Source organism: Pseudomonas sp. 2024-210 (assembly GCF_045062345.1).
Taxonomy (GTDB): Bacteria; Pseudomonadota; Gammaproteobacteria; order Pseudomonadales; family Pseudomonadaceae; genus Aquipseudomonas.
In genome coordinates this window covers 1-22,560 of record NZ_JBJGEJ010000010.1, presented here as the reverse complement: position 1 = coordinate 22,560, position 22,560 = coordinate 1, and the positions used below count along the sequence as shown (strand labels likewise).

At 53.2% G+C, this 22,560-nt stretch carries 20 protein-coding genes and 4 tRNA genes; all 24 read right to left on the bottom strand.

Translation table 11 applies throughout. The features are described 5' to 3' along the window. Positions 1–10: 10 nt before the first annotated feature. Complete coding sequence (gene rplB / locus ACI7MX_RS15020) at positions 11–835, bottom strand: 50S ribosomal protein L2 (protein WP_048401541.1); 825 nt, start codon at positions 833–835, stop codon at positions 11–13. A 14-nt stretch (positions 836–849) separates the two neighbouring features. Continuing rightward, entirely contained in the window at positions 850–1,149 is a 300-nt protein-coding gene (rplW, locus tag ACI7MX_RS15015) for a 50S ribosomal protein L23 (RefSeq protein ID WP_003444375.1), read from the bottom strand. Further along, positions 1,146–1,748, bottom strand: a complete 603-nt coding sequence (rplD, locus tag ACI7MX_RS15010; protein WP_019409903.1) for a 50S ribosomal protein L4 — start codon at positions 1,746–1,748, stop codon at positions 1,146–1,148. The genes rplW and rplD overlap by 4 nt, the downstream gene beginning before the upstream one ends. Before the next feature lie 12 nt (positions 1,749–1,760). Next, positions 1,761–2,396 carry a 50S ribosomal protein L3 gene (gene rplC, locus ACI7MX_RS15005; protein ID WP_003444377.1) on the bottom strand — a complete coding sequence of 212 codons (636 nt, stop codon included), beginning with the start codon at positions 2,394–2,396 and terminating at the stop codon, positions 1,761–1,763. Between the two features lie 81 nt (positions 2,397–2,477). Beyond that, positions 2,478–2,789, bottom strand: coding sequence for a 30S ribosomal protein S10 (rpsJ, locus tag ACI7MX_RS15000; RefSeq protein ID WP_003186070.1), 312 nt, complete (start codon positions 2,787–2,789; stop codon positions 2,478–2,480). Positions 2,790–2,930: 141 nt separating this feature from the next. Then, complete coding sequence (gene tuf / locus ACI7MX_RS14995; protein WP_042561351.1) at positions 2,931–4,124, bottom strand: elongation factor Tu; 1,194 nt, start codon at positions 4,122–4,124, stop codon at positions 2,931–2,933. 35 nt (positions 4,125–4,159) lie between these two features. Then, positions 4,160–6,265 (bottom strand): elongation factor G, encoded by a 2,106-nt coding sequence (fusA, locus tag ACI7MX_RS14990; protein ID WP_122785684.1) that lies wholly within the window; start codon positions 6,263–6,265, stop codon positions 4,160–4,162. A 30-nt stretch (positions 6,266–6,295) separates the two neighbouring features. Further along, positions 6,296–6,766 (bottom strand): 30S ribosomal protein S7, encoded by a 471-nt coding sequence (gene rpsG / locus ACI7MX_RS14985; protein ID WP_019824369.1) that lies wholly within the window; start codon positions 6,764–6,766, stop codon positions 6,296–6,298. A gap of 123 nt (positions 6,767–6,889) precedes the next feature. Next, positions 6,890–7,261 carry a 30S ribosomal protein S12 gene (gene rpsL / locus ACI7MX_RS14980; protein WP_002555494.1) on the bottom strand — a complete coding sequence of 124 codons (372 nt, stop codon included), beginning with the start codon at positions 7,259–7,261 and terminating at the stop codon, positions 6,890–6,892. 216 nt (positions 7,262–7,477) lie between these two features. Beyond that, positions 7,478–11,677, bottom strand: a complete 4,200-nt coding sequence (gene rpoC, locus ACI7MX_RS14975) for a DNA-directed RNA polymerase subunit beta' (RefSeq protein WP_405589805.1) — start codon at positions 11,675–11,677, stop codon at positions 7,478–7,480. Positions 11,678–11,741: 64 nt separating this feature from the next. Further along, positions 11,742–15,815 (bottom strand): DNA-directed RNA polymerase subunit beta, encoded by a 4,074-nt coding sequence (rpoB, locus tag ACI7MX_RS14970; protein WP_122785686.1) that lies wholly within the window; start codon positions 15,813–15,815, stop codon positions 11,742–11,744. Positions 15,816–16,034: 219 nt separating this feature from the next. Then, positions 16,035–16,400, bottom strand: a complete 366-nt coding sequence (gene rplL, locus ACI7MX_RS14965; RefSeq protein ID WP_016779169.1) for a 50S ribosomal protein L7/L12 — start codon at positions 16,398–16,400, stop codon at positions 16,035–16,037. Between the two features lie 80 nt (positions 16,401–16,480). Next, a complete protein-coding gene (gene rplJ, locus ACI7MX_RS14960) occupies positions 16,481–16,981 on the bottom strand; it encodes a 50S ribosomal protein L10 (RefSeq protein ID WP_122785687.1) in 501 nt (166 codons plus the stop codon). A 195-nt stretch (positions 16,982–17,176) separates the two neighbouring features. Then, positions 17,177–17,872: a 50S ribosomal protein L1 gene (rplA, locus tag ACI7MX_RS14955; protein ID WP_122785688.1), complete on the bottom strand. Its 696-nt coding sequence runs from the start codon at positions 17,870–17,872 to the stop codon at positions 17,177–17,179. Next, on the bottom strand, positions 17,872–18,303 hold the full coding sequence (gene rplK / locus ACI7MX_RS14950) for a 50S ribosomal protein L11 (protein WP_003210097.1): 432 nt from the start codon (positions 18,301–18,303) through the stop codon (positions 17,872–17,874). The genes rplA and rplK overlap by 1 nt, the downstream gene beginning before the upstream one ends. A 120-nt stretch (positions 18,304–18,423) precedes the next feature. Further along, entirely contained in the window at positions 18,424–18,957 is a 534-nt protein-coding gene (nusG, locus tag ACI7MX_RS14945; protein ID WP_094992107.1) for a transcription termination/antitermination protein NusG, read from the bottom strand. Positions 18,958–18,966: 9 nt separating this feature from the next. Next, positions 18,967–19,335 (bottom strand): preprotein translocase subunit SecE, encoded by a 369-nt coding sequence (secE, locus tag ACI7MX_RS14940; RefSeq protein WP_405589798.1) that lies wholly within the window; start codon positions 19,333–19,335, stop codon positions 18,967–18,969. 45 nt (positions 19,336–19,380) lie between these two features. Beyond that, positions 19,381–19,456, bottom strand: a tRNA-Trp gene (locus tag ACI7MX_RS14935). Between the two features lie 246 nt (positions 19,457–19,702). Then, a tRNA-Thr gene (locus ACI7MX_RS14930) sits at positions 19,703–19,778 on the bottom strand. 26 nt (positions 19,779–19,804) lie between these two features. Continuing rightward, positions 19,805–19,878: transfer RNA gene (locus ACI7MX_RS14925), tRNA-Gly, on the bottom strand. A gap of 24 nt (positions 19,879–19,902) precedes the next feature. Continuing rightward, positions 19,903–19,987: transfer RNA gene (locus tag ACI7MX_RS14920), tRNA-Tyr, on the bottom strand. A 161-nt stretch (positions 19,988–20,148) separates the two neighbouring features. Continuing rightward, positions 20,149–20,574 carry a hypothetical protein gene (locus ACI7MX_RS14915; protein WP_314493227.1) on the bottom strand — a complete coding sequence of 142 codons (426 nt, stop codon included), beginning with the start codon at positions 20,572–20,574 and terminating at the stop codon, positions 20,149–20,151. 7 nt (positions 20,575–20,581) lie between these two features. Next, a complete protein-coding gene (locus ACI7MX_RS14910) occupies positions 20,582–21,325 on the bottom strand; it encodes a pantothenate kinase (protein ID WP_314493230.1) in 744 nt (247 codons plus the stop codon). Continuing rightward, positions 21,315–22,262: a bifunctional biotin--[acetyl-CoA-carboxylase] ligase/biotin operon repressor BirA gene (gene birA, locus ACI7MX_RS14905; RefSeq protein WP_405589795.1), complete on the bottom strand. Its 948-nt coding sequence runs from the start codon at positions 22,260–22,262 to the stop codon at positions 21,315–21,317. The genes ACI7MX_RS14910 and birA overlap by 11 nt, the downstream gene beginning before the upstream one ends. Positions 22,263–22,560 lie beyond the last annotated feature (298 nt).

Below are 22,560 nucleotides of genomic sequence, written 5' to 3'. Positions count from 1 at the left end.
ATCCCTCTATTTACTTGCGACGACGGACGATCATTTTGTCGGTACGCTTATTACCACGAGTCTTCGCGCCCTTAGTCGGGAAGCCCCATGGCGATACCGGATGACGACCACCAGAGGTACGACCTTCACCACCACCATGTGGGTGGTCAACCGGGTTCATGGCAACACCACGAACGGTTGGGCGAACGCCACGCCAGCGTTTGGCACCAGCTTTACCCAGCGAACGCAGGCTGTGCTCGGAGTTCGAGACTTCGCCCAGCGTTGCACGGCATTCAGCCAATACTTTACGCATTTCACCGGAACGCAGACGCAGGGTCACGTAGACACCATCACGAGCGACCAGCTGAGCCGAAGCACCAGCGGAACGAGCGATCTGTGCGCCTTTGCCCGGCTTCAATTCGATGCCGTGTACGGTGCTACCAACTGGAATGCTGCGCAGTTGCAACTGGTTGCCTGGCTTGATCGGAGCCAAAGCACCCGAAATCAGCTGGTCACCAGCGCTCACGCCTTTAGGGGCGATGATGTAACGGCGTTCGCCGTCTGCGTACAACATAAGAGCAATGTGAGCAGTACGGTTTGGATCGTATTCGATACGCTCAACAGTGGCTGGAATGCCATCTTTGTCGTTGCGACGGAAGTCGACCATACGGTAATGCTGTTTATGACCACCACCAATGTGACGAGTGGTAATACGGCCATTGTTGTTACGACCACCAGACTTCGATTTTTTCTCGAGCAGCGGTGCGTGAGGAGCGCCTTTATGCAGCTCCTGGTTGACCACCTTGACCACATGACGGCGGCCAGGGGAAGTCGGTTTGCATTTAACGATTGCCATGATGCACCCCTTCCTTACTCAGCACTGCTGCTGAAATCGAGATCTTGGCCTGGCTGAAGGGAGATTACTGCCTTCTTCCAGTCATTACGCTTGCCCACGCCGCGAGCGGTGCGCTTGCTCTTACCCAGAACATTCAGGGTAGTAACACGCTCAACTTTCACGCTGAACAGGCTTTCGACGGCCTTCTTGATTTCCAGCTTGGTTGCATCAGTAGCAACCTTGAAAACGAACTGGCCTTTCTTGTCTGCCAGAACCGTAGCCTTCTCGGAAACATGCGGGCCAAGCAGAACTTTAAATACGCGTTCCTGGTTCATCCCAGCAGCTCCTCGAATTTCTTCACGGCCGACACGGTGATCAACACCTTGTCGTATGCGATCAGACTAACTGGATCGGAACCTTGCACGTCACGTACGTCAACGTGTGGCAGGTTACGAGCAGCCAGGTACAGGTTCTGATCAACAACTTCAGACACGATCAGGACGTCTGTCAGACCCATGCCAGTCAGTTTGTTCAGCAGATCTTTGGTTTTCGGCGCTTCAACAGCGAAGTCCTGAACCACGACCAGACGATCAGTACGCACCAGCTCAGCAAGGATGGAACGCATTGCTGCGCGATACATCTTCTTGTTCAGCTTCTGAGAGTGATCTTGTGGACGAGCTGCGAAAGTAGTACCACCGCCGCGCCAGATTGGGCTACGGATAGTACCGGCACGAGCACGGCCAGTACCTTTCTGACGCCAAGGGCGCTTACCGCCACCACGAACGTCGGAACGGGTTTTTTGCTGCTTGCTACCTTGACGGCCGCCGGCCATGTAGGCCACGACTGCTTGGTGAACCAGCGTCTCATTGAACTCGCCGCCGAATGTCAGTTCGGAAACTTCGATCGCTTGAGCGTCATTTACATTTAATTGCATGTCAGCTTCCCCTTAACCGCGAGCCTTGGCCGCCGGACGTACAACCAGGTTGCCGCCAGTAGCGCCAGGAACAGCACCCTTGACCAACAACAGATTGCGTTCAGCGTCGACGCGCACTACTTCGAGGGACTGCACGGTCACGCGCTCAGCGCCCATATGACCGGACATTTTTTTGCCCTTGAATACACGACCAGGAGTCTGGCACTGGCCAATAGAGCCCGGGACGCGGTGGGAAACGGAGTTACCGTGAGTGTTATCTTGGCCACGGAAATTCCAACGCTTGATCGTACCCTGGAAGCCTTTACCTTTGGACTGACCGGTCACATCGACCATCTGACCTGCGGTGAAGATTTCAGCGTTGATCAGATCGCCTGCCTGGTACTCGCCTTCTTCAAGGCGGAATTCCATTACGGTACGACCAGCTGCAACGTTTGCTTTAGCGAAGTGACCCGCCTGAGCAGCTGTTACGCGCGAAGCGCGACGCTCGCCGACAGTGACTTGCACTGCACGATAGCCATCGGTTTCTTCAGTTTTGAACTGGGTGACGCGATTCGGCTCGATCTCAATGACCGTGACCGGAATGGAGACACCTTCTTCGGTGAAAATACGGGTCATACCGCATTTACGACCGACTACACCAATAGTCATGTTGTAAACCTCATGAGTGTACGGGGCTTTCACCCGCTATGGCCGCCCATTTCAGAGCGTTACACGACTAAGACCCAAGTCTTAGCCGAGGCTGATCTGTACTTCCACACCGGCCGCCAGATCTAGCTTCATAAGAGCATCAACGGTTTTATCCGTTGGCTGAACGATGTCCAGTACGCGCTTATGAGTACGGATCTCGTACTGGTCACGCGCGTCTTTGTTGACGTGCGGGGAAACCAGAACAGTGAACCGCTCTTTACGAGTAGGCAGTGGAATAGGACCACGAACCTGAGCACCAGTACGTTTCGCGGTTTCCACGATTTCCTGGGTTGATTGGTCGATCAGGCGATGGTCAAAAGCCTTCAACCTGATACGGATTTGCTGATTTTGCATTGGATTTCAGACTCCGATTGCTGTTCCCACCGAGCGCAATACGCCCGTTAAAAGGAGGCGCAATTCTATAGACGGCCCCAGCGGGTGTCAACTCAATAAAAAAGCCCCCGCTGAGCGGGGGCCTTTTTAAGCGATCAACGATTACTCGATGATTTTGGCTACAACGCCAGCGCCTACAGTACGACCGCCTTCACGGATTGCGAAACGCAGGCCGTCTTCCATTGCGATAGTTTTGATCAGGGTAACAACCATTTTGATGTTGTCGCCCGGCATTACCATCTCAACGCCTTCCGGCAGTTCGCAGTTACCAGTTACGTCAGTTGTACGGAAGTAGAACTGAGGACGGTAGCCTTTGAAGAACGGAGTGTGACGACCGCCTTCTTCCTTGCTCAAAACATAAACTTCAGCTTCGAACTTGGTGTGCGGCTTAACCGAACCTGGCTTAACCAGAACCTGGCCACGCTCAACGTCGTCACGCTTGGTACCACGCAGCAGAACGCCGCAGTTCTCGCCTGCACGACCTTCGTCAAGCAGCTTGCGGAACATTTCAACGCCGGTGCAAGTGGTAACAGTTGTGTCACGCAGACCAACGATTTCCAGTGGATCCTGAACGCGAACGATACCGCGCTCGATACGACCAGTCACAACAGTACCGCGACCGGAGATCGAGAACACGTCTTCGATTGGCATCAGGAACGGCTTGTCGACAACACGAACTGGATCTGGAATGTAGGTATCCAGAGTTTCAACCAGTTTACGAACGGCAGTGGTGCCCATTTCGTTGTCGTCTTTGCCTTCCAGCGCCATACGAGCCGAACCGATGATGATCGGAGTGTCATCGCCTGGGAAGTCGTAAGTCGACAGCAGGTCACGAACTTCCATCTCAACCAGTTCCAGCAGCTCAGCGTCGTCTACCAGGTCAGCCTTGTTCAGGAAAACCACGATGTACGGAACGCCAACCTGACGGGACAGCAGGATGTGCTCACGGGTTTGTGGCATCGGACCATCAGCGGCCGAACAAACCAGGATAGCGCCGTCCATCTGAGCAGCACCGGTGATCATGTTCTTCACGTAGTCAGCGTGACCTGGGCAGTCAACGTGAGCGTAGTGACGGATCAGCGAGTTGTATTCAACGTGCGCAGTGTTGATCGTGATACCACGAGCTTTTTCTTCTGGCGCGCTGTCGATTTTATCGAAGTCAACGATTGCCGAACCGAAAACTTCGGAGCAAACACGAGTCAGAGCTGCGGTCAGTGTGGTTTTACCATGGTCAACGTGACCGATAGTGCCAACGTTGACGTGCGGTAGGGAACGATCAAATTTTTCTTTAGCCACGACAATTAACTCCTTGCCTAAAGGACTGAACTAAATCAGCCTTGTTTTTTAGTAACAGCTTCGACGATGTGCGACGGAGCTGTATCGTATTTTTTGAATTCCATAGAGTAGCTTGCGCGACCCTGAGACATGGAACGAACGTCGGTCGCATAACCGAACATTTCACCCAACGGAACTTCAGCACGAATTACTTTGCCGGAGACCGTATCTTCCATACCTTGGATCATGCCGCGACGACGATTCAAGTCGCCCATCACGTCACCCATATAGTCTTCAGGTGTAACAACCTCTACCGCCATGATCGGCTCAAGCAACTCACCACCACCTTTGGAGGCCAGTTGCTTGGTAGCCATGGAAGCAGCCACCTTAAACGCCATCTCGTTGGAGTCGACGTCGTGGTAAGAACCATCAAACACGGTAGCCTTCAGGCCGATCAGCGGATAGCCGGCAACAACACCGTTCTTCATCTGCTCTTCGATACCCTTCTGGATAGCCGGGATGTATTCCTTAGGAACCACACCACCTACCACTTCGTTCACGAATTGCAGACCTTCCTGACCTTCGTCAGCAGGTGCAAAACGGATCCAGCAATGGCCAAACTGACCACGACCGCCGGACTGACGAACGAACTTGCCTTCGATCTCACAGCTCTTCGTGATGCGCTCACGATACGAAACCTGAGGCTTACCGATGTTGGCTTCGACGTTGAACTCACGGCGCATCCGGTCAACCAGGATGTCCAAGTGCAGCTCGCCCATGCCAGAGATGATCGTTTGACCGGTCTCTTCATCAGTTTTTACGCGGAAAGATGGATCTTCCTGAGCAAGTTTGCCCAGAGCGATACCCATTTTTTCCTGGTCATCCTTGGTCTTAGGCTCAACGGCAACCGAAATAACCGGCTCCGGGAAGTCCATACGAACCAGAATGATTGGCTTGTCAGCGCTGCACAAGGTTTCACCAGTGGTGACGTCCTTCATGCCGATCAAGGCCGCGATGTCACCAGCGCGTACTTCCTTGATCTCTTCACGGGCGTTTGCGTGCATTTGCACCATACGACCCACACGCTCTTTCTTGCCTTTAACCGAGTTGATTACGCCGTCGCCGGAGTTCAACACGCCCGAGTAAACTCGAACAAAGGTCAAAGTACCCACGAATGGGTCAGTAGCGATCTTGAACGCCAGAGCCGAGAACGGCTCGTTGTCGTCTGCATGACGCTCCAGCTCGATAGTCTCGTCATCCGGGTCAGTACCCTTGATGGCTGGAATCTCGGAAGGAGCAGGCAGGTAGTCGATAACGGCGTCGAGAACCAGGGGAACACCCTTGTTCTTGAACGAAGAACCGCAAACAGCCAGAACGATCTCACCAGCAATAGTACGCTGACGCAGAGCGGCCTTAATTTCCTCGTTGGTGAGTTCTTCACCCTCGAGGTACTTGTTCATCAGCTCTTCGCTGGCTTCGGCCGCAGCCTCAACCATGTTACCGCGCCACTCTTCAGCCAATTCCAGCAATTCAGCAGGAATCGCCTCACGACGTGGAGTCATACCCTTGTCAGCGTCATTCCAGTAAACAGCTTCCATGGACATCAGATCGATCTGACCCTGGAAGTTGTCTTCTGAACCGATAGCCAATTGGATTGGCACCGGAGTATGACCCAGACGCTGCTTGATCTGACCGATCACGCGCAGGAAGTTGGCACCAGCACGGTCCATCTTGTTTACATAAACAAGACGTGGAACGCCGTATTTGTTGGCTTGACGCCATACGGTTTCCGACTGAGGCTCAACGCCCGAAGTACCGCAGAACACAACGACCGCGCCGTCGAGTACACGCAGGGAACGTTCAACTTCAATGGTGAAGTCAACGTGGCCCGGTGTATCGATTACGTTGAAACGATACTGGTCTTTGTGCTGCTTAACGGAACCCTGCCAGAAGGCGGTAATAGCAGCAGAAGTAATGGTAATACCACGCTCCTGCTCCTGAACCATCCAGTCTGTGGTCGCGGCGCCGTCATGCACCTCGCCCATTTTGTGACTTTTGCCAGTGTAAAAAAGGACGCGCTCGGTGGTGGTGGTTTTACCAGCATCCACGTGAGCAACGATACCGATGTTACGGTAGCGATTAATCGGAGTAGTACGAGCCATAAAGCCCTCGCAAAATGAGTTGCGCTGAAATTAGAAGCGGTAGTGCGAGAAAGCTTTGTTGGCTTCAGCCATACGGTGCACGTCTTCACGCTTCTTAACTGCTGCGCCTTTGCCCTCAGCAGCGTCCAACAGTTCGCCAGCCAAGCGCAGAGCCATAGACTTCTCGCCGCGCTTGCGGGCGAAGTCTACCAACCAGCGCATTGCCAGGGCGTTACGACGGGACGGGCGAACTTCGACCGGAACCTGGTAAGTAGCACCGCCTACACGGCGCGACTTCACTTCGACCAGCGGAGCGATGGCGTCGAGAGCTTTCTCGAAGATTTCCAGGGGATCGCTGTTCTTGCGTTCTTTAACCTTTTCCAGCGCGCCATAAACGATACGCTCGGCAACGGCTTTTTTACCGCTTTCCATTACGTGGTTCATGAACTTGGCCAGAATTTGGCTTCCGTATTTTGGATCGTCAAGCACATCGCGCTTGGCTGCTACGCGTCTTCTTGGCATGGATAAGCCCTCAAACGGTCTTCAGGTTAGCTCGGAACCATTACACCCAGAGGATGCACGCCCGACCTTACTCTTATCGACTCAGAAAAAAAGAAATCTGCAATTTTTACCAGTAACCGAAAACTACTTCGGCTTCTTGGTACCGTACTTCGAACGACCTTGGTTACGACCTTTAACGCCGGAAGTATCCAAAGAGCCGCGAACGGTGTGATAACGAACACCTGGCAAGTCTTTTACACGACCGCCACGAATCAGTACCACGCTGTGCTCTTGCAGGTTGTGACCTTCACCACCGATGTACGAGGAAACCTCGAAACCGTTGGTCAGGCGCACACGGCATACTTTACGCAGTGCCGAGTTAGGTTTTTTCGGCGTAGTTGTATACACACGGGTGCATACGCCACGACGTTGCGGGCAGTTTTGCAGCGCAGGTACGTCGGATTTCTCGACGATACGCTTACGCGGCTGACGTACCAGCTGGTTGATAGTTGCCATCTACTAGCTCCACTGTTGTCTTGCGACGCTATTGTCTTGCAAGAAAAGCAAAATGGCAGGAACGAATTCCCGCCAAATTTAGGGGTACAAGAGTCTAAAGAGGATCTTGCCCCCAGTCAAGGCAAGGCCCCGACACTTCCACCCATCAAACCCAGACAAATCGCCAGGATTCGATGAACGGAACTGCCGGGGCCCGCCCATCATTTACCGCAGAACTCAGTTACCGCTCGAGTTCAGCGCTTCGGTCAGTGCAGCTTCCACTTCACTGGCGCTTACGCGCAACGGTTTGTCTGCATCACGGCGGCGCTTGCGCTCGCTGTGATAAGCCAGACCGGTACCCGCCGGGATCAAACGACCCACGACAACGTTTTCTTTCAGGCCGCGCAGGTAGTCGCGCTTGCCGGTTACCGCTGCTTCGGTCAGTACTCGCGTAGTCTCTTGGAAAGAGGCCGCGGAGATGAACGACTCAGTCGACAACGACGCCTTGGTGATACCCAGCAGAACACGAGTGAACTTGGAGACAAATTTGTCTTCAGTGCTCAGACGCTCGTTCTCAGTCAACACCTGGGTCAACTCCATCTGGTCGCCCTTGATGAAGGTGGAATCGCCAGACTCAGCAATTTCAACTTTACGCAGCATCTGACGCAGAATCGTCTCGATGTGCTTATCGTTGATTTTTACGCCCTGCAGACGGTAAACGTCTTGAATCTCGTTAACGATGTACTTGGCCAGCGCACTTACACCCAGCAGACGCAGGATGTCATGTGGATCGCTAGGACCGTCGGAGATAACTTCACCGCGGTTCACTTGCTCGCCTTCGAAGACGTTCAGGTGACGCCACTTTGGAATCAGCTCTTCGTACGGATCAGTACCGTCGTTCGGGGTAATAACCAGACGGCGCTTGCCTTTGGTTTCTTTACCGAACGCGATGGTGCCGCTGACTTCAGCCAGAATCGAGGCTTCTTTCGGGCGACGCGCTTCGAACAAGTCAGCAACCCGTGGCAGACCACCGGTGATGTCTCGAGTCTTCGAAGTTTCTTGCGGAATACGAGCGATAACGTCACCGATCGCGATTTCCGCACCATCCGCTACACCGACCAAGGCGTTAGCTGGCAGGAAGTACTGAGCCGGTACGTCGGTACCTGGCAACAGCAGATCCTTGCCATCAACACCGACCATCTTAACGGCTGGACGAATGTCCTTGCCGGCAGCTGGACGGTCTTTGGCATCAAGCACTTCAATGTTGGTCATACCGGTCAATTCGTCAGTCTGACGCTTGATCGTGATGCCTTCTTCCATGCCCACGTAGGTCACGGTACCTTTCATTTCAGTAACGATTGGGTGAGTGTGCGGATCCCACTTGGCTACGATAGAGCCAGCGTCAACCTTGTCACCTTCTTTAACCGAAATAACGGCGCCGTACGGCAGCTTGTAACGCTCACGCTCACGACCGTAGTCATCAGCGATCGCCAGCTCACCGGAACGCGATACCGCTACCAGACACCCGTCTACACGCTCTACATGCTTCAGGTTGTGCAGACGGACAGTACCGCCATTTTTCACCTGAACGCTATCAGCAGCAGAGGTCCGGCTTGCCGCACCACCGATGTGGAACGTACGCATTGTCAGCTGTGTACCCGGCTCACCGATCGACTGTGCAGCGATAACGCCGACAGCTTCACCGATGTTCACCTGGTGACCACGGGCCAGATCACGGCCGTAGCACTTGGCGCAGATACCGAAACGGGTTTCGCAGCTGATTGGCGAGCGAACGATCACTTCGTCGATGCTGTTCAGCTCGATGAATTCAACCCACTTCTCGTCAACCAGAGTGCCTGCAGGAACAATGATTTCCTCAGTACCCGGCTTGAATACGTCACGGGCGATCACTCGACCCAGAACGCGCTCACCCAACGGCTCAACAACGTCACCGCCTTCGATGTGCGGAGTCATCACCAGACCGTGTTCGGTACCGCAGTCAACCTCAGTCACCACCAAGTCTTGCGCAACGTCTACCAGACGACGCGTCAGGTAACCGGAGTTAGCTGTCTTCAAGGCGGTATCCGCCAGACCCTTACGAGCACCGTGAGTCGAGATGAAGTACTGAAGTACGCTCAAACCTTCACGGAAGTTCGCAGTAATCGGCGTTTCGATGATGGAGCCGTCTGGCTTGGCCATCAGACCACGCATACCGGCCAGCTGACGGATCTGCGCAGCAGAACCCCGAGCACCGGAGTCAGCCATCATGTACATCGAGTTGAACGACTCTTGCTCAACTTCAACACCGTGACGATCAATAACCTTCTCTTTCGAGAGGTTCGACATCATGGCCTTGGAAACTTCGTCGTTAGCCTTCGACCAAAGGTCGATTACTTTGTTGTACTTCTCGCCCTGTGTTACCAGGCCCGAGGCGTACTGGCTTTCGATCTCTTTCACTTCATCGGTTGCAGCCGCGATGATGCGGGCTTTCTCATCCGGGATAACGAAGTCGTTAACACCGATGGAAACGCCGGAGATGGTCGAGTAAGCAAAACCGGTGTACATCAACTGGTCAGCGAAGATCACGGTCTCTTTCAAACCAACCACGCGGTAGCACTGGTTGATCAGCTTGGAGATCGCTTTTTTCTTCATCGGCAAGTTGACGACGTCGTACGACAGACCTTTTGGCACAACCTGGAACAACAGCGCACGACCGACAGTGGTGTCGACGATACGGGTGTTGCTCACGCTGCCGCCATCACGGTCATTGACAGTTTCGCTGATACGAACCTTGACCTTGGCATGCAGTGCGGCTTCGCCGGCACGGAACACACGGTCAACTTCTTGCAAGTCAGCGAATACACGACCTTCGCCTTTGGCGTTGATCGCTTCACGCGTCATGTAGTACAGACCCAATACAACGTCCTGCGACGGAACGATGATTGGCTCACCGTTGGCTGGAGACAGGATGTTGTTGGTCGACATCATCAACGCACGCGCTTCCAACTGAGCTTCCAGTGTCAGCGGTACGTGCACGGCCATTTGGTCGCCGTCGAAGTCGGCGTTGTACGCAGCACAGACCAGCGGGTGCAGCTGAATAGCTTTACCTTCGATCAGTACGGGTTCAAACGCTTGGATACCCAGACGGTGAAGGGTCGGTGCACGGTTGAGAAGCACTGGGTGTTCGCGGATAACTTCAGCGAGAACGTCCCAAACTTCCGGCAGTTCGCGCTCAACCATTTTCTTGGCGGCTTTAATGGTGGTAGCGAGACCACGCATTTCAAGCTTGCCGAAGATGAAAGGCTTGAACAGCTCGAGCGCCATTTTTTTAGGCAGACCGCACTGGTGCAGACGCAGGGTCGGACCTACGGTAATTACCGAACGACCCGAGTAGTCAACACGCTTACCGAGCAAGTTCTGACGGAAACGACCCTGCTTACCCTTGATCATGTCAGCCAGGGATTTCAGAGGACGCTTGTTGGAACCCGTGATAGCGCGACCGCGACGGCCGTTGTCGAGCAGTGCGTCGACGGCTTCTTGCAACATACGCTTTTCGTTACGCACGATGATGTCCGGAGCGGACAGATCAAGCAGGCGCTTCAAGCGGTTGTTACGGTTGATCACTCGACGGTACAGATCGTTGAGGTCGGAAGTCGCGAAACGACCACCATCCAACGGAACCAAAGGACGCAGATCTGGCGGCAGAACCGGCAGAACGGTCAGAACCATCCACTCTGGAAGGTTGCCAGAGCCCAGGAAGGCCTCCATCAACTTCAAGCGCTTGGACAGTTTCTTGATTTTGGTTTCGGAGTTGGTTTGCGGAATTTCTTCGCGCAGACGGCCAATCTCGTGTTCCAGGTCGATAGCGTGCAGCAACTCACGAACAGCCTCAGCACCCATACGGGCATCGAAGTCGTCGCCGAATTCTTCCAGCGCTTCGAAATACTGCTCATCGTTCAGCAGCTGACCTTTTTCAAGAGTGGTCATGCCCGGATCGATAACGACATAGCTCTCGAAGTAGAGAACGCGTTCGATATCACGCAGGGTCATGTCCATCAGCAAGCCGATACGGGACGGCAGCGATTTCAGGAACCAGATATGGGCCACTGGCGAAGCCAGTTCGATGTGAGCCATGCGCTCGCGACGGACCTTGGCCAGTGCGACTTCAACGCCACACTTCTCACAGATCACACCGCGGTGCTTCAAGCGCTTGTACTTACCGCACAGGCACTCGTAATCCTTTACCGGGCCAAAGATCTTGGCGCAGAACAGGCCGTCACGCTCAGGCTTGAACGTACGGTAGTTGATGGTTTCCGGTTTTTTAACTTCACCGAACGACCACGAACGGATCATCTCAGGCGATGCCAATCCAATACGGATGGCGTCGAACTCTTCGACTTGACCCTGGTTTTTCAGCAAATTCAGTAGGTCTTTCAAGGCCTTTCCTCCTGGCGGAGCAGAGAGCGGGCAAAACTGCCCCGCTCTCGATTCGCGTCACGTGTTATTCGGTTTCCAGATCGATATCGATGCCGAGGGAACGAATTTCTTTGATCAACACGTTGAAGGACTCGGGCATGCCCGGCTCCATACGGTGATCGCCATCCACGATGTTTTTGTACATCTTGGTACGGCCGTTCACATCGTCCGACTTCACTGTGAGCATTTCTTGCAGAGTGTATGCCGCGCCGTAAGCTTCCAGCGCCCAGACCTCCATCTCCCCGAAACGCTGACCACCGAACTGAGCCTTACCACCCAGCGGCTGCTGGGTAACCAGGCTGTAAGAACCAGTAGAACGAGCGTGCATCTTGTCGTCTACCAAGTGGTTCAGCTTCAGCATGTACATGTAGCCAACGGTAACCGGACGTTCGAACTGGTTGCCGGTACGACCGTCAGTCAGCGTCATCTGGCCGCTGTCTGGCAGGTCTGCCAAACGAAGCATTGCCTTGATTTCGCTTTCTTTGGCACCGTCGAACACCGGGGTAGCCATTGGCACACCGCCGCGAAGGTTCTTCGCCAGATCAAGGATTTCTTGATCCGAGAAGTCATCCAGGCTTTCTTGACGACCGCCAATTTCGTTGTAGATCTCATGCAGGAACTTACGCAGGTCAGCGACCTTACGCTGCTCTTCAATCATGAGGTTGATCTTCTCGCCCAAACCTTTGGCTGCGAGGCCCAGGTGAGTTTCAAGAATCTGACCAACGTTCATACGCGAAGGTACGCCCAACGGGTTGAGGACCACATCTACCGGGGTGCCATTGGCATCGTACGGCATGTCTTCAACCGGCATGATCACGGAGACCACACCTTTGTTACCGTGACGACCAGCCATCTTGTCACCCGGCTGGATGCGACGACGGATTGCCAGGTAAACCTTGACGATTTTCAGCACGCCCGGAGCCAGGTCATCGCCTTGCTGCAGTTTGCGCTTCTTGTCTTCGAACTTGTCGTCCAGCAGACGACGGCGATCGATGATGTAGGCCTGAGCTTTTTCGAGCTGCTCGTTCAGAGCATCTTCAGCCATGCGCAGTTTGAACCACTGACCATGCTCAAGACCATCCAGGATTTCATTAGTGATTTCCTGACCTTTCTTCAGACCGGCACCGCCTTCGGCAATACGGCCAACCAGAGCAGAGCGCAGACGTTCGAAGGTAGCGCCTTCAACGATGCGGAACTCTTCGTTCAGGTCCTTGCGGATCTCATCCAGCTGGGTCTTCTCGATCGACAGGGCACGAGCATCACGCTCAACGCCGTCGCGAGTGAAGACCTGCACGTCGATGACAGTACCTTTGGTACCGGTAGGTACACGCAGGGAAGTGTCTTTAACATCGCTGGCTTTTTCACCAAAGATTGCGCGCAACAGCTTCTCTTCTGGAGTCAGCTGAGTCTCACCTTTCGGAGTGACCTTACCAACCAGAATGTCGCCAGCGCCAACTTCAGCACCTACGTAAACAATACCGGCTTCGTCCAGCTTGTTCAGTGCAGCTTCACCCACGTTCGGGATGTCTGCAGTGATCTCTTCAGGCCCAAGCTTGGTATCACGTGCCACACAGGTCAATTCCTGAATGTGGATCGTGGTAAAGCGATCTTCTTGAACAACTCGTTCCGACAGGCAGATGGAGTCTTCGAAGTTGTAACCGTTCCAGGCCATGAACGCGATGCGCATGTTCTGACCCAGTGCCAGTTCACCCATATCGGTGGACGGGCCGTCAGCCATGATGTCGCTACGCTGTACACGATCACCTTTGCGAACCAGCGGGCGCTGGTTAATGCAGGTGTTCTGGTTGGAGCGGGTGTATTTGGTCAGGTTGTAGATGTCGACACCGGCTTCACCAGTTTCAACTTCATCATCAGCAACACGAACCACGATGCGGCTAGCGTCTACAGAGTCGATCACGCCACCACGACGAGCCACGACGCAAACGCCGGAGTCACGAGCTACGTTACGCTCCATGCCGGTACCTACCAGCGGCTTGTCAGCACGCAGGGTCGGTACAGCTTGACGCTGCATGTTGGAACCCATCAACGCACGGTTGGCGTCATCGTGTTCCAGGAACGGGATCAGCGACGCTGCAACCGAAACTACCTGCTTCGGAGAAACGTCCATCAAGGTGACGTCTTCCGGCGCCTTAACGGTGAATTCGTTCAAGTGACGAACAGCTACCAACTCGTCGATCAGCACTTTCTTGTCGTTCATCGTGGCCGAAGCCTGAGCGATCACGTGATCAGCTTCTTCGATAGCGGACAGGAAAACGATCTCGTCGGTCACCAATGCATCTTTCACAACACGGTACGGGCTCTCAAGGAAGCCGTACTGGTTGGTGCGAGCATAAGCAGCCAAGGAGTTGATCAGACCGATGTTCGGACCTTCCGGCGTTTCAATCGGGCATACACGACCGTAGTGAGTCGGGTGTACGTCACGAACTTCAAAGCCTGCACGCTCACGCGTCAGACCGCCCGGGCCAAGTGCAGAAACACGGCGCTTGTGGGTGATCTCGGACAGCGGGTTGTTTTGGTCCATGAACTGGGACAGCTGGCTGGAACCGAAGAACTCTTTCACCGCAGCAGCCACAGGCTTGGCGTTGATCAGGTCTTGCGGCATCAGGCCTTCGCTTTCAGCCATCGACAGACGCTCTTTGACCGCACGCTCAACACGCACAAGGCCAACGCGGAACTGGTTTTCAGCCATTTCGCCTACACAGCGAACACGACGGTTACCCAGGTGGTCGATGTCATCGACGATGCCTTTACCGTTACGGATGTCGACCAGAGTCTTCAGTACCGCGACGATGTCTTCTTTGCACAACACGCCCGAACCTTCGATCTCGGTACGACCGATACGACGGTTGAACTTCATCCGGCCGACCGCAGACAGGTCATAGCGCTCAGGGCTGAAGAACAGGTTGTTGAACAGAGTCTCGGCAGCGTCTTTGGTTGGCGGCTCGCCTGGACGCATCATGCGATAGATTTCGACCAGCGCTTCCAATTGGTTGCTGGTGGAGTCGATCTTCAGCGTGTCGGAAACGAACGGACCACAGTCGATATCGTTGGTGTACAACGTTTCGATACGAACAACTTGGCTCTTGGCAATTTTTGCCAGAATTTCAGTTGTCAGTTCGGTGTTGCACTCTGCAATGATTTCGCCGGTTGCCGGATGCACGATAGCTTTGGCCGTTGTGCGACCCAGGACGTAGTCCAGAGGCATAACGAGCTGCTTGATACCGGCTTTTTCCAGCTGGTTGATATGACGAGCAGTAATACGACGACCTTGCTCGACAATAACCTTGCCTTTGTCATCGGTAATATCGATAGCCGCAATTTCACCGCGCAGACGCTGAGGTACCAGCTCCAGGCTGATAGTTTCGCCTTGAACGTGGAACACGTTGGTGGTGTAGAACGCGTCCAGCACTTGCTCGGTTGTATAGCCCAGCGCGCGCAGCAATACCGATGCAGGCAGCTTGCGACGACGGTCAATACGCACGAACACGCAGTCTTTCGGGTCGAACTCAAAGTCCAACCACGAACCACGGTAAGGAATGATACGCGCGGAATAAAGCAGCTTACCGGAGCTGTGCGTCTTGCCGCGGTCGTGGTCAAAGAACACGCCCGGGGAACGGTGCAGCTGGGAAACAATTACACGCTCGGTACCATTGATTACAAAGGTACCGTTTTCAGTCATCAGGGGGATTTCACCCATGTAGACTTCTTGCTCTTTGATGTCCTTGATCGCTTTGTTCGACGATTCTTTGTCGAAAATGATCAAACGAACTTTTACCCGCAAAGGTACGGCGTACGTTACGCCACGCAACACGCATTCTTTGACATCAAATGCCGGCTCGCCCAAGCGATAACCGACATACTCCAGCGCAGCATTGCCGGAGTAGCTGATGATCGGGAAAACGGATTTGAAGGCCGCATGCAGGCCCACGTCGCGGAACTTATCTTTAGTCGCTCCCGCCTGCAAGAATTCACGATACGAATCCAGCTGGATTGCCAAGAGATACGGCACATCCATGACGTCCGGCAACTTGCTAAAGTCCTTGCGGATACGTTTTTTCTCAGTATATGAGTAAGCCATCAGCGTTCCCCAGCTTGGTCACCTGCTTGTTTGGCCTCTCCCGACGGGAGCAGCCAGAAAATCGTGCAAACCCCTTGGTTTGCTCCACCGCACAGGGTGGTTACAGCACGTTAAAGGCACCAACCTAGTCGGTTGCCAATAACGGAAAAAGGCCGGTGGCAAGAGCCACCAGCCATCAGCCTCAGCTTAACGCCTGGGCTGGAGACGCAAGGTCGATGCTTACTTCAGCTCGACTTTAGCGCCTGCTTCTTCCAAGGTAGCCTTGGCTTTGTCAGCTGCTTCTTTAGCAACAGCTTCCAGAACCATAGCTGGAGCGCCGTCAACTACTGCCTTGGCTTCTTTCAAGCCCAGACCAGTCAGCTCACGAACAGCCTTGATCACGTTAACTTTCTTCTCGCCAGCTTCCAGCAGCATAACGTTGAATTCAGTTTGCTCTTCAACAACAGCAGCGGCAGCAGCAGGACCAGCAGAAGCAGCAGCAGCGGAAACGCCGAACTTCTCTTCCATTGCTTTGATCAGTTCAACGATTTCCAGAACGGATTTTTCGCCGATTGCTTCGATGATTTGGTCGTTAGTCAGAGACATGACTATTAATTCCTGTATTGGGGTGACGGCCTAAGCGGCCATCGAAATAAACAATAAACGCCGAAAGGAGTCGCTCAGCCTTAGGCTGCAGCAGCTTCTTTCTGGTCGCGAAGTGCCGCCAGAGTACGAGCCAATTTGCTGGTAGCGCCTTGAATCACGCTCATCAGCTGAGAAATTGCTTCGTCACGGGTCGGCAGACTTGCCAGTACGTCGATCTGATTAGCTGCGAGGAACTTGCCCTCGAACGCAGCTGCCTTGATCTCGAACTTATCCTGACCTTTTGCGAATTCTTTGAAAATACGAGCAGCAGCGCCCGGATGTTCTTGAGAGAATGCAATCAAGGTCGGGCCAGTGAACACGTCGTTGAGAACACTGTATTCAGTGTCAGCAACAGCGCGCTTGAGCAGGGTGTTACGTACAACACGTACGTAAACGCCAGCTTCACGAGCCTCTTTACGGAGTCCGGTCATAGCGCTCACTGTCACACCGCGGGCATCAGCCACAACAGCGGACAGGGCAACTTTGGCAGCCTCGTTGACTTCAGCGACGATGGCCTTCTTGTCTTCGAGTTTAATTGCCACGGGTTTAACTCCTGCTTGTTACCGTTTCATCCAACCTGAGTCGGATGTCGTTTTGGTGTCTGATTCGGTAAGGAACCGGGAGCACCATCTGCGTAGGCTTGAGGTTTAAGGCTTTCACCGCCTACGGTCTTGGATAGCCCCCGCCAGGCAGGGACCCCAATCTTTCATTGGCGCAGCATGCTGCGCCAATTTGTTTTACGCGTCCAAAGAACCTTGGTCGATGACCAAGCCTGGGCCCATAGTGGTGCTCAGGGTAACGCGCTTAACGTAAATACCTTTCGAGGAAGCTGGCTTGATACGCTTAAGATCAGCGACCAAGGCTTCAACGTTTTCCTTCAGCTTGACAGCGTCGAAACCGACCTTGCCAACGGAAGTGTGGATGATACCGTTTTTGTCGGTGCGATAACGAACCTGACCAGCTTTTGCGTTCTTAACCGCAGTAGCTACGTCTGGAGTTACGGTACCAACCTTCGGGTTAGGCATCAGGCCACGTGGACCCAGGATCTGACCCAACTGACCTACAACACGCATCGCGTCCGGGGAGGCAATAACTACGTCATAGTTCAGGTCGCCGCCTTTCATTTCTGCGGCCAGGTCGTCCATACCAACGCGATCTGCGCCGGCTGCCAGAGCAGCTTCAGCAGCTGGACCCTGAGTGAACACAGCTACACGTACAGTCTTGCCAGTGCCGTGTGGCAGCACGGTAGCGCTACGAACAACCTGGTCAGATTTACGTGGGTCTACGCCCAAGTTGATAGCGATGTCAAAAGACTCGCTGAACTTGACAGTCGACAGCTCGGCCAACAGAGCAGCAGCGTCTACAAAGTTGTAAGACTTGCCAGCTTCAATTTTACCGGCGATAGCCTTTTGGCGCTTAGTCAGCTTAGCCATTACACACCCTCCACGTTAAGGCCCATGCTACGAGCAGAACCGGCGATGGTACGCACGGCTGCATCCATGTCAGCAGCAGTCAGATCCGCGTTTTTGGTTTTCGCGATTTCTTCCAGCTGTGCACGAGTAACAGTGCCAACTTTAACGGTGTTTGGACGAGCGGAACCGCTAGTCAAACCGGCAGCCTTCTTCAGCAGAACCGAAGCCGGAGTCGATTTGGTTTCGAATGTGAAGCTACGGTCGCTGTATACAGTGATGATCACAGGAGTCGGCAGGCCTGGCTCAATACCCTGAGTACGGGCGTTGAAAGCTTTGCAGAATTCCATGATGTTCACACCGTGCTGACCCAGTGCTGGACCAACAGGTGGGCTTGGATTGGCCTGAGCGGCCTTCACTTGCAGCTTGATGTAAGCGGTAATCTTCTTGGCCATGAGGCACTCCAATTACGGGTTCAGACGCCTAAATTAAAAGGCTCCCCGGTTACTTGCGTGTTTATCCCAGTGACGACAAAACCCCACAGCCGAAGCCATGGGGTTGGGATGCGTGCTCAGCTAGACCTTTTCGACCTGACTGAACTCTAGCTCTACCGGAGTAGAGCGTCCGAAAATGAGCACAGCCACTTGGATGCGACTCTTTTCATAGTTTACTTCTTCAACCGTGCCATTGAAATCGGCAAACGGGCCGTCAGTGACTCGAACAACTTCACCCGGCTCGAACAACGTCTTCGGCTTAGGCTTGTCGCTACCATCAGCAACACGACGCAGAATTGCTTCTGCCTCTTTATCTGTAATCGGCGCTGGCTTGTCAGCGGTGCCACCAATAAAGCCCATGACACGAGGGGTATCCTTGACTAAGTGCCAAGTTCCTTCGTTCATGTCCATTTGGACAAGCACATAACCAGGGAAGAATTTCCGCTCGCTTTTGCGCTTCTGGCCATTACGCATTTCGACCACTTCTTCAGTGGGAACCAGAATCTCGCCGAAGCCATCTTCCATGCCTGCCAGCTTAATACGCTCGATCAAAGAGCGCATAACATGCTTTTCGTAACCCGAATAAGCATGCACTACGTACCAACGCTTAGCCACGGGACACCCTTAGCCAACAATCAAGGAAACGAGCCAACCGAGCAGGGAATCTAAACCCCACAACAGCAACGCCATAACAAGAACAACAGCCACCACGATCAACGTGGTCTGCGTAGTTTCTTGGCGAGTTGGCCATACGACTTTACGAATCTCAGCACGAGCTTCCTTTACCAGGACAGCGAACGACTTGCCTTTCGCAGTCTGCAACCCGATGTAAGCAGCAACAGCAGCAATAACAAGGAGAGCGATGACGCGATACAGGATCGGCGAACCAGAATAATACTGATTCCCAACAACGCCAATCACAACAAGGGCAACCACTGCTAGCCACTTGAGTAGATCGAAGCGAGAGCCTTGAACTTCAGCCTTGGGAGTCATCAAAGAGGATCCTGTGAAAAGAAAGCCAGATGCAATGAGAGAATCTGGCAGGTCAGGAGGGAATCGAACCCCCAACCTACGGTTTTGGAGACCGTCGCTCTGCCAATTGAGCTACTGACCTAAAACATTATCGAGCCGCCGATTATGCCGACCCGAGAGAGACTTTTCAACAACCAATGCAATTACTTTTTCCAAAAGACCTATACAGACCCATCAGATACCGCAAGCAACTGTATGCAAGCCACTTACAACAGCAATTACGAACCAGAGCAGCAGCACCAAAATCCAGCACAACCAGCAAACACTCCGGACAAGCTTTGCAGCCTGTTAAAACAAAGGCAGATATTTTCATATCTGCCTTGTTATATGGAGCTCTTGAGCGGATTTGAACCGCTGACCTCACCCTTACCAAGGGTGTGCTCTACCAACTGAGCTACAAGAGCAAAAACTACCTTCAAGCCAGCATAAATGGAGCGGGTGGCGGGAATCGAACCCGCATCATCAGCTTGGAAGGCTGAGGTTCTACCACTAAACTACACCCGCAAATCATGCTGATTTGCGAAAATATGGTGGAGGGGGAAGGATTCGAACCTTCGAAGTCGTAGACGTCAGATTTACAGTCTGATCCCTTTGGCCGCTCGGGAACCCCTCCTGAGCTGAGCGGGATTCTACAGCATCCCAACTCTTTGTCAATCACTTTTCTTAATAAAATCATCAAGTTAGGAAATTGACTCACTCCCCTTGGCAAACATCTTAAGATGTTCACTGTGGAGCGGGCGCCATTCTATGCAAAGAATGGGACAGCCGCAACCCCTAGCATCGGCTTTTTTTGTATATTAAGCCTTTGAATTCATTAACAAGCTTCTGCAATACCTCTTCAGGTGCCTGAAGCTGGTCTTCCTGAACAATACGATAGTGAAATTTTTCCATCTCAGCGGTTAGAGACGTGACTGGTACTAGCTTTATATTCAAGCTTGCAAGCTTCAGCTCAAGGCTCCGTAGCTGCTCACTATCATCAATACCGGCCAGATAAGTACAGAATTCGTTAGAGCTGGACGACTTCTGAACGTCAGGTAAAGGGGGCACTGGCCGCATCTCATTGAGCAACTGAACAGTGCGCCTGCCATCTGTAGACACTGATAACGAGCGCACCTCCTTGACCTTCACTGGCGCTTCTTGCTTATGCCATACATAGTAAAAAAAATTCAGCACGACAAGGAGCAGAAACAGCCAACGCATAGAAACCTCAAGCAATGGGACAAGCGACCGCCAAACCGACAAATACTAGATCCTGAACAAGCTTGGCTTCTGGCACCACATCAGCCACAAGGCCTGCATCCCCGCCAGTAAGGAACACCACTAAGTCATCCCCCCAATATTCATGCGCTAATTGCAACTGGGTCATTACGAACCCTCGCAGCATCAATAAACACCCGCGTTCAACGGCTTCCGCAGTAGACCGACCTGGCGTACAACTGTGTAATGCTTGCTCTGCCAAAACATTGTCGTAACGGATGCGCCGCGTATGGGTGCGCAGCTGGCTGCGCATCAAGGGTAATCCAGGACAAATGAACCCACCTATATGAGCACCATCAGCCGCAACAAAATCAGAGGTTACCGCAGTCCCGAAATCGAGTATTAAACATGCACCTTTTGCCAGCTCAAACCCACCCAGCAGTGCTAGCCAACGGTCCAACCCCAGACGCTCGAAGTCCTCATAGCCATTTCTGACCCCTGCCACAGCTCGAGCGGGCTGGGCGCTGAGCACTTCCACACCAAAGCTGGTCTCTAGTATGGCAATGAGGGCGGCGGTTTCGTCATCACTTCGCACGCTCACCAGGCGACAGTGGCGCACTCTCAATGCCGCGTGCGCCAATACAGCACTAACCAGTGCGGCATTCGTGTCTGCAACACCTCCACAGACCGAGATATTGCCGTTAAGTACACGCCACTTTATAAAACTATTGCCGCAGTCCAGCTCAAGAATCATGGCGCAACCTCAAACTCAATTCGCCACCACTAAATATTTTCTCAGTGCCGGCCACATCTATGCGCAAAGCCCCCTGTCGATCTATGCCAAGAACGGTACCATCAACCTTATGAATACCGGCGATTAACGACACCTCCCTCCCTTGCCATAGATGATTCTCCTCCCACTCAGACTGCATAACAGCAAAGCCCTGCTTCTCATGCTGCTGCAAATACTGATGCAGCCTGTTATTAAGAATGACAATAAGCTCATTACGATTGATAGAGCGACCTGTTTCCAAGCGAATAGAAGTCCATGCCTGGTCAACCTCTTCAGCTGTTTTCATATTAACGTTGATGCCAATGCCTAATACCACATGACATACGTCCGCTGGATCACCGACCAGCTCAAGCAGTATGCCAGCGATTTTTTTGCTACCCACAAGCACATCATTTGGCCACTTAAGTCCGGCATTGGCAGTACCGATGTCGCGCAACGCGTTTAACACTGCCAGACCAACGACTAAACTCAGACCATCTAGTTGGCGCATGCCCCCCTCAATGCGCAGAACGAGACTGTAATAGATATTTTCTGCATACGGACTGACCCACTTACGACCTCGACGACCTCGACCCGCACTTTGCTGCTCTGCCAACACAACAAAGGGCGCTGTCTCACCTCGCCCAACACTACGCAAGGCTTCTGCGTTCGTTGAGTCCAGCGCTTGATGAATGAATGCTGGCCATGGCGTAGAGGGGATCTGTTCGGAATCAAGCAGCTCTAGCGGGGAAGCCAGTTGATAACCACGACCGCGCACTTTGTGAATAGACAAGTTCAATTCTGACTCCAGGTGCTGCAGCTGTTTCCATACAGCACTTCGGCTTATACCGAGAGCTTGACCCAAGGCCTGCCCCGAATGAAATCGACCATCTTTAAGGAGTTTCAACAACGTCAGCATTCACGTATCACCTCACAATGAGGAAGGCATGATAGCCATGAGCTAGACCATTGCATACCCAGCTCCAAAGCATAACTGCTCCATCGCAAATACTGGCAGGCCAGTCCAAAAACATCATTAAGCACACAGCGCAAATTCTGCGAAAAAATGAAGACTCCTGTGCACGGCAAGTTTTCGCGCACAAAAACAAACCCCCTGTCTGCGTGAGCAGACAGGGGGTTTGGAATTTAATCTTGACGATGACCTACTCTCACATGGGGAAACCCCACACTACCATCGGCGATGCATCGTTTCACTA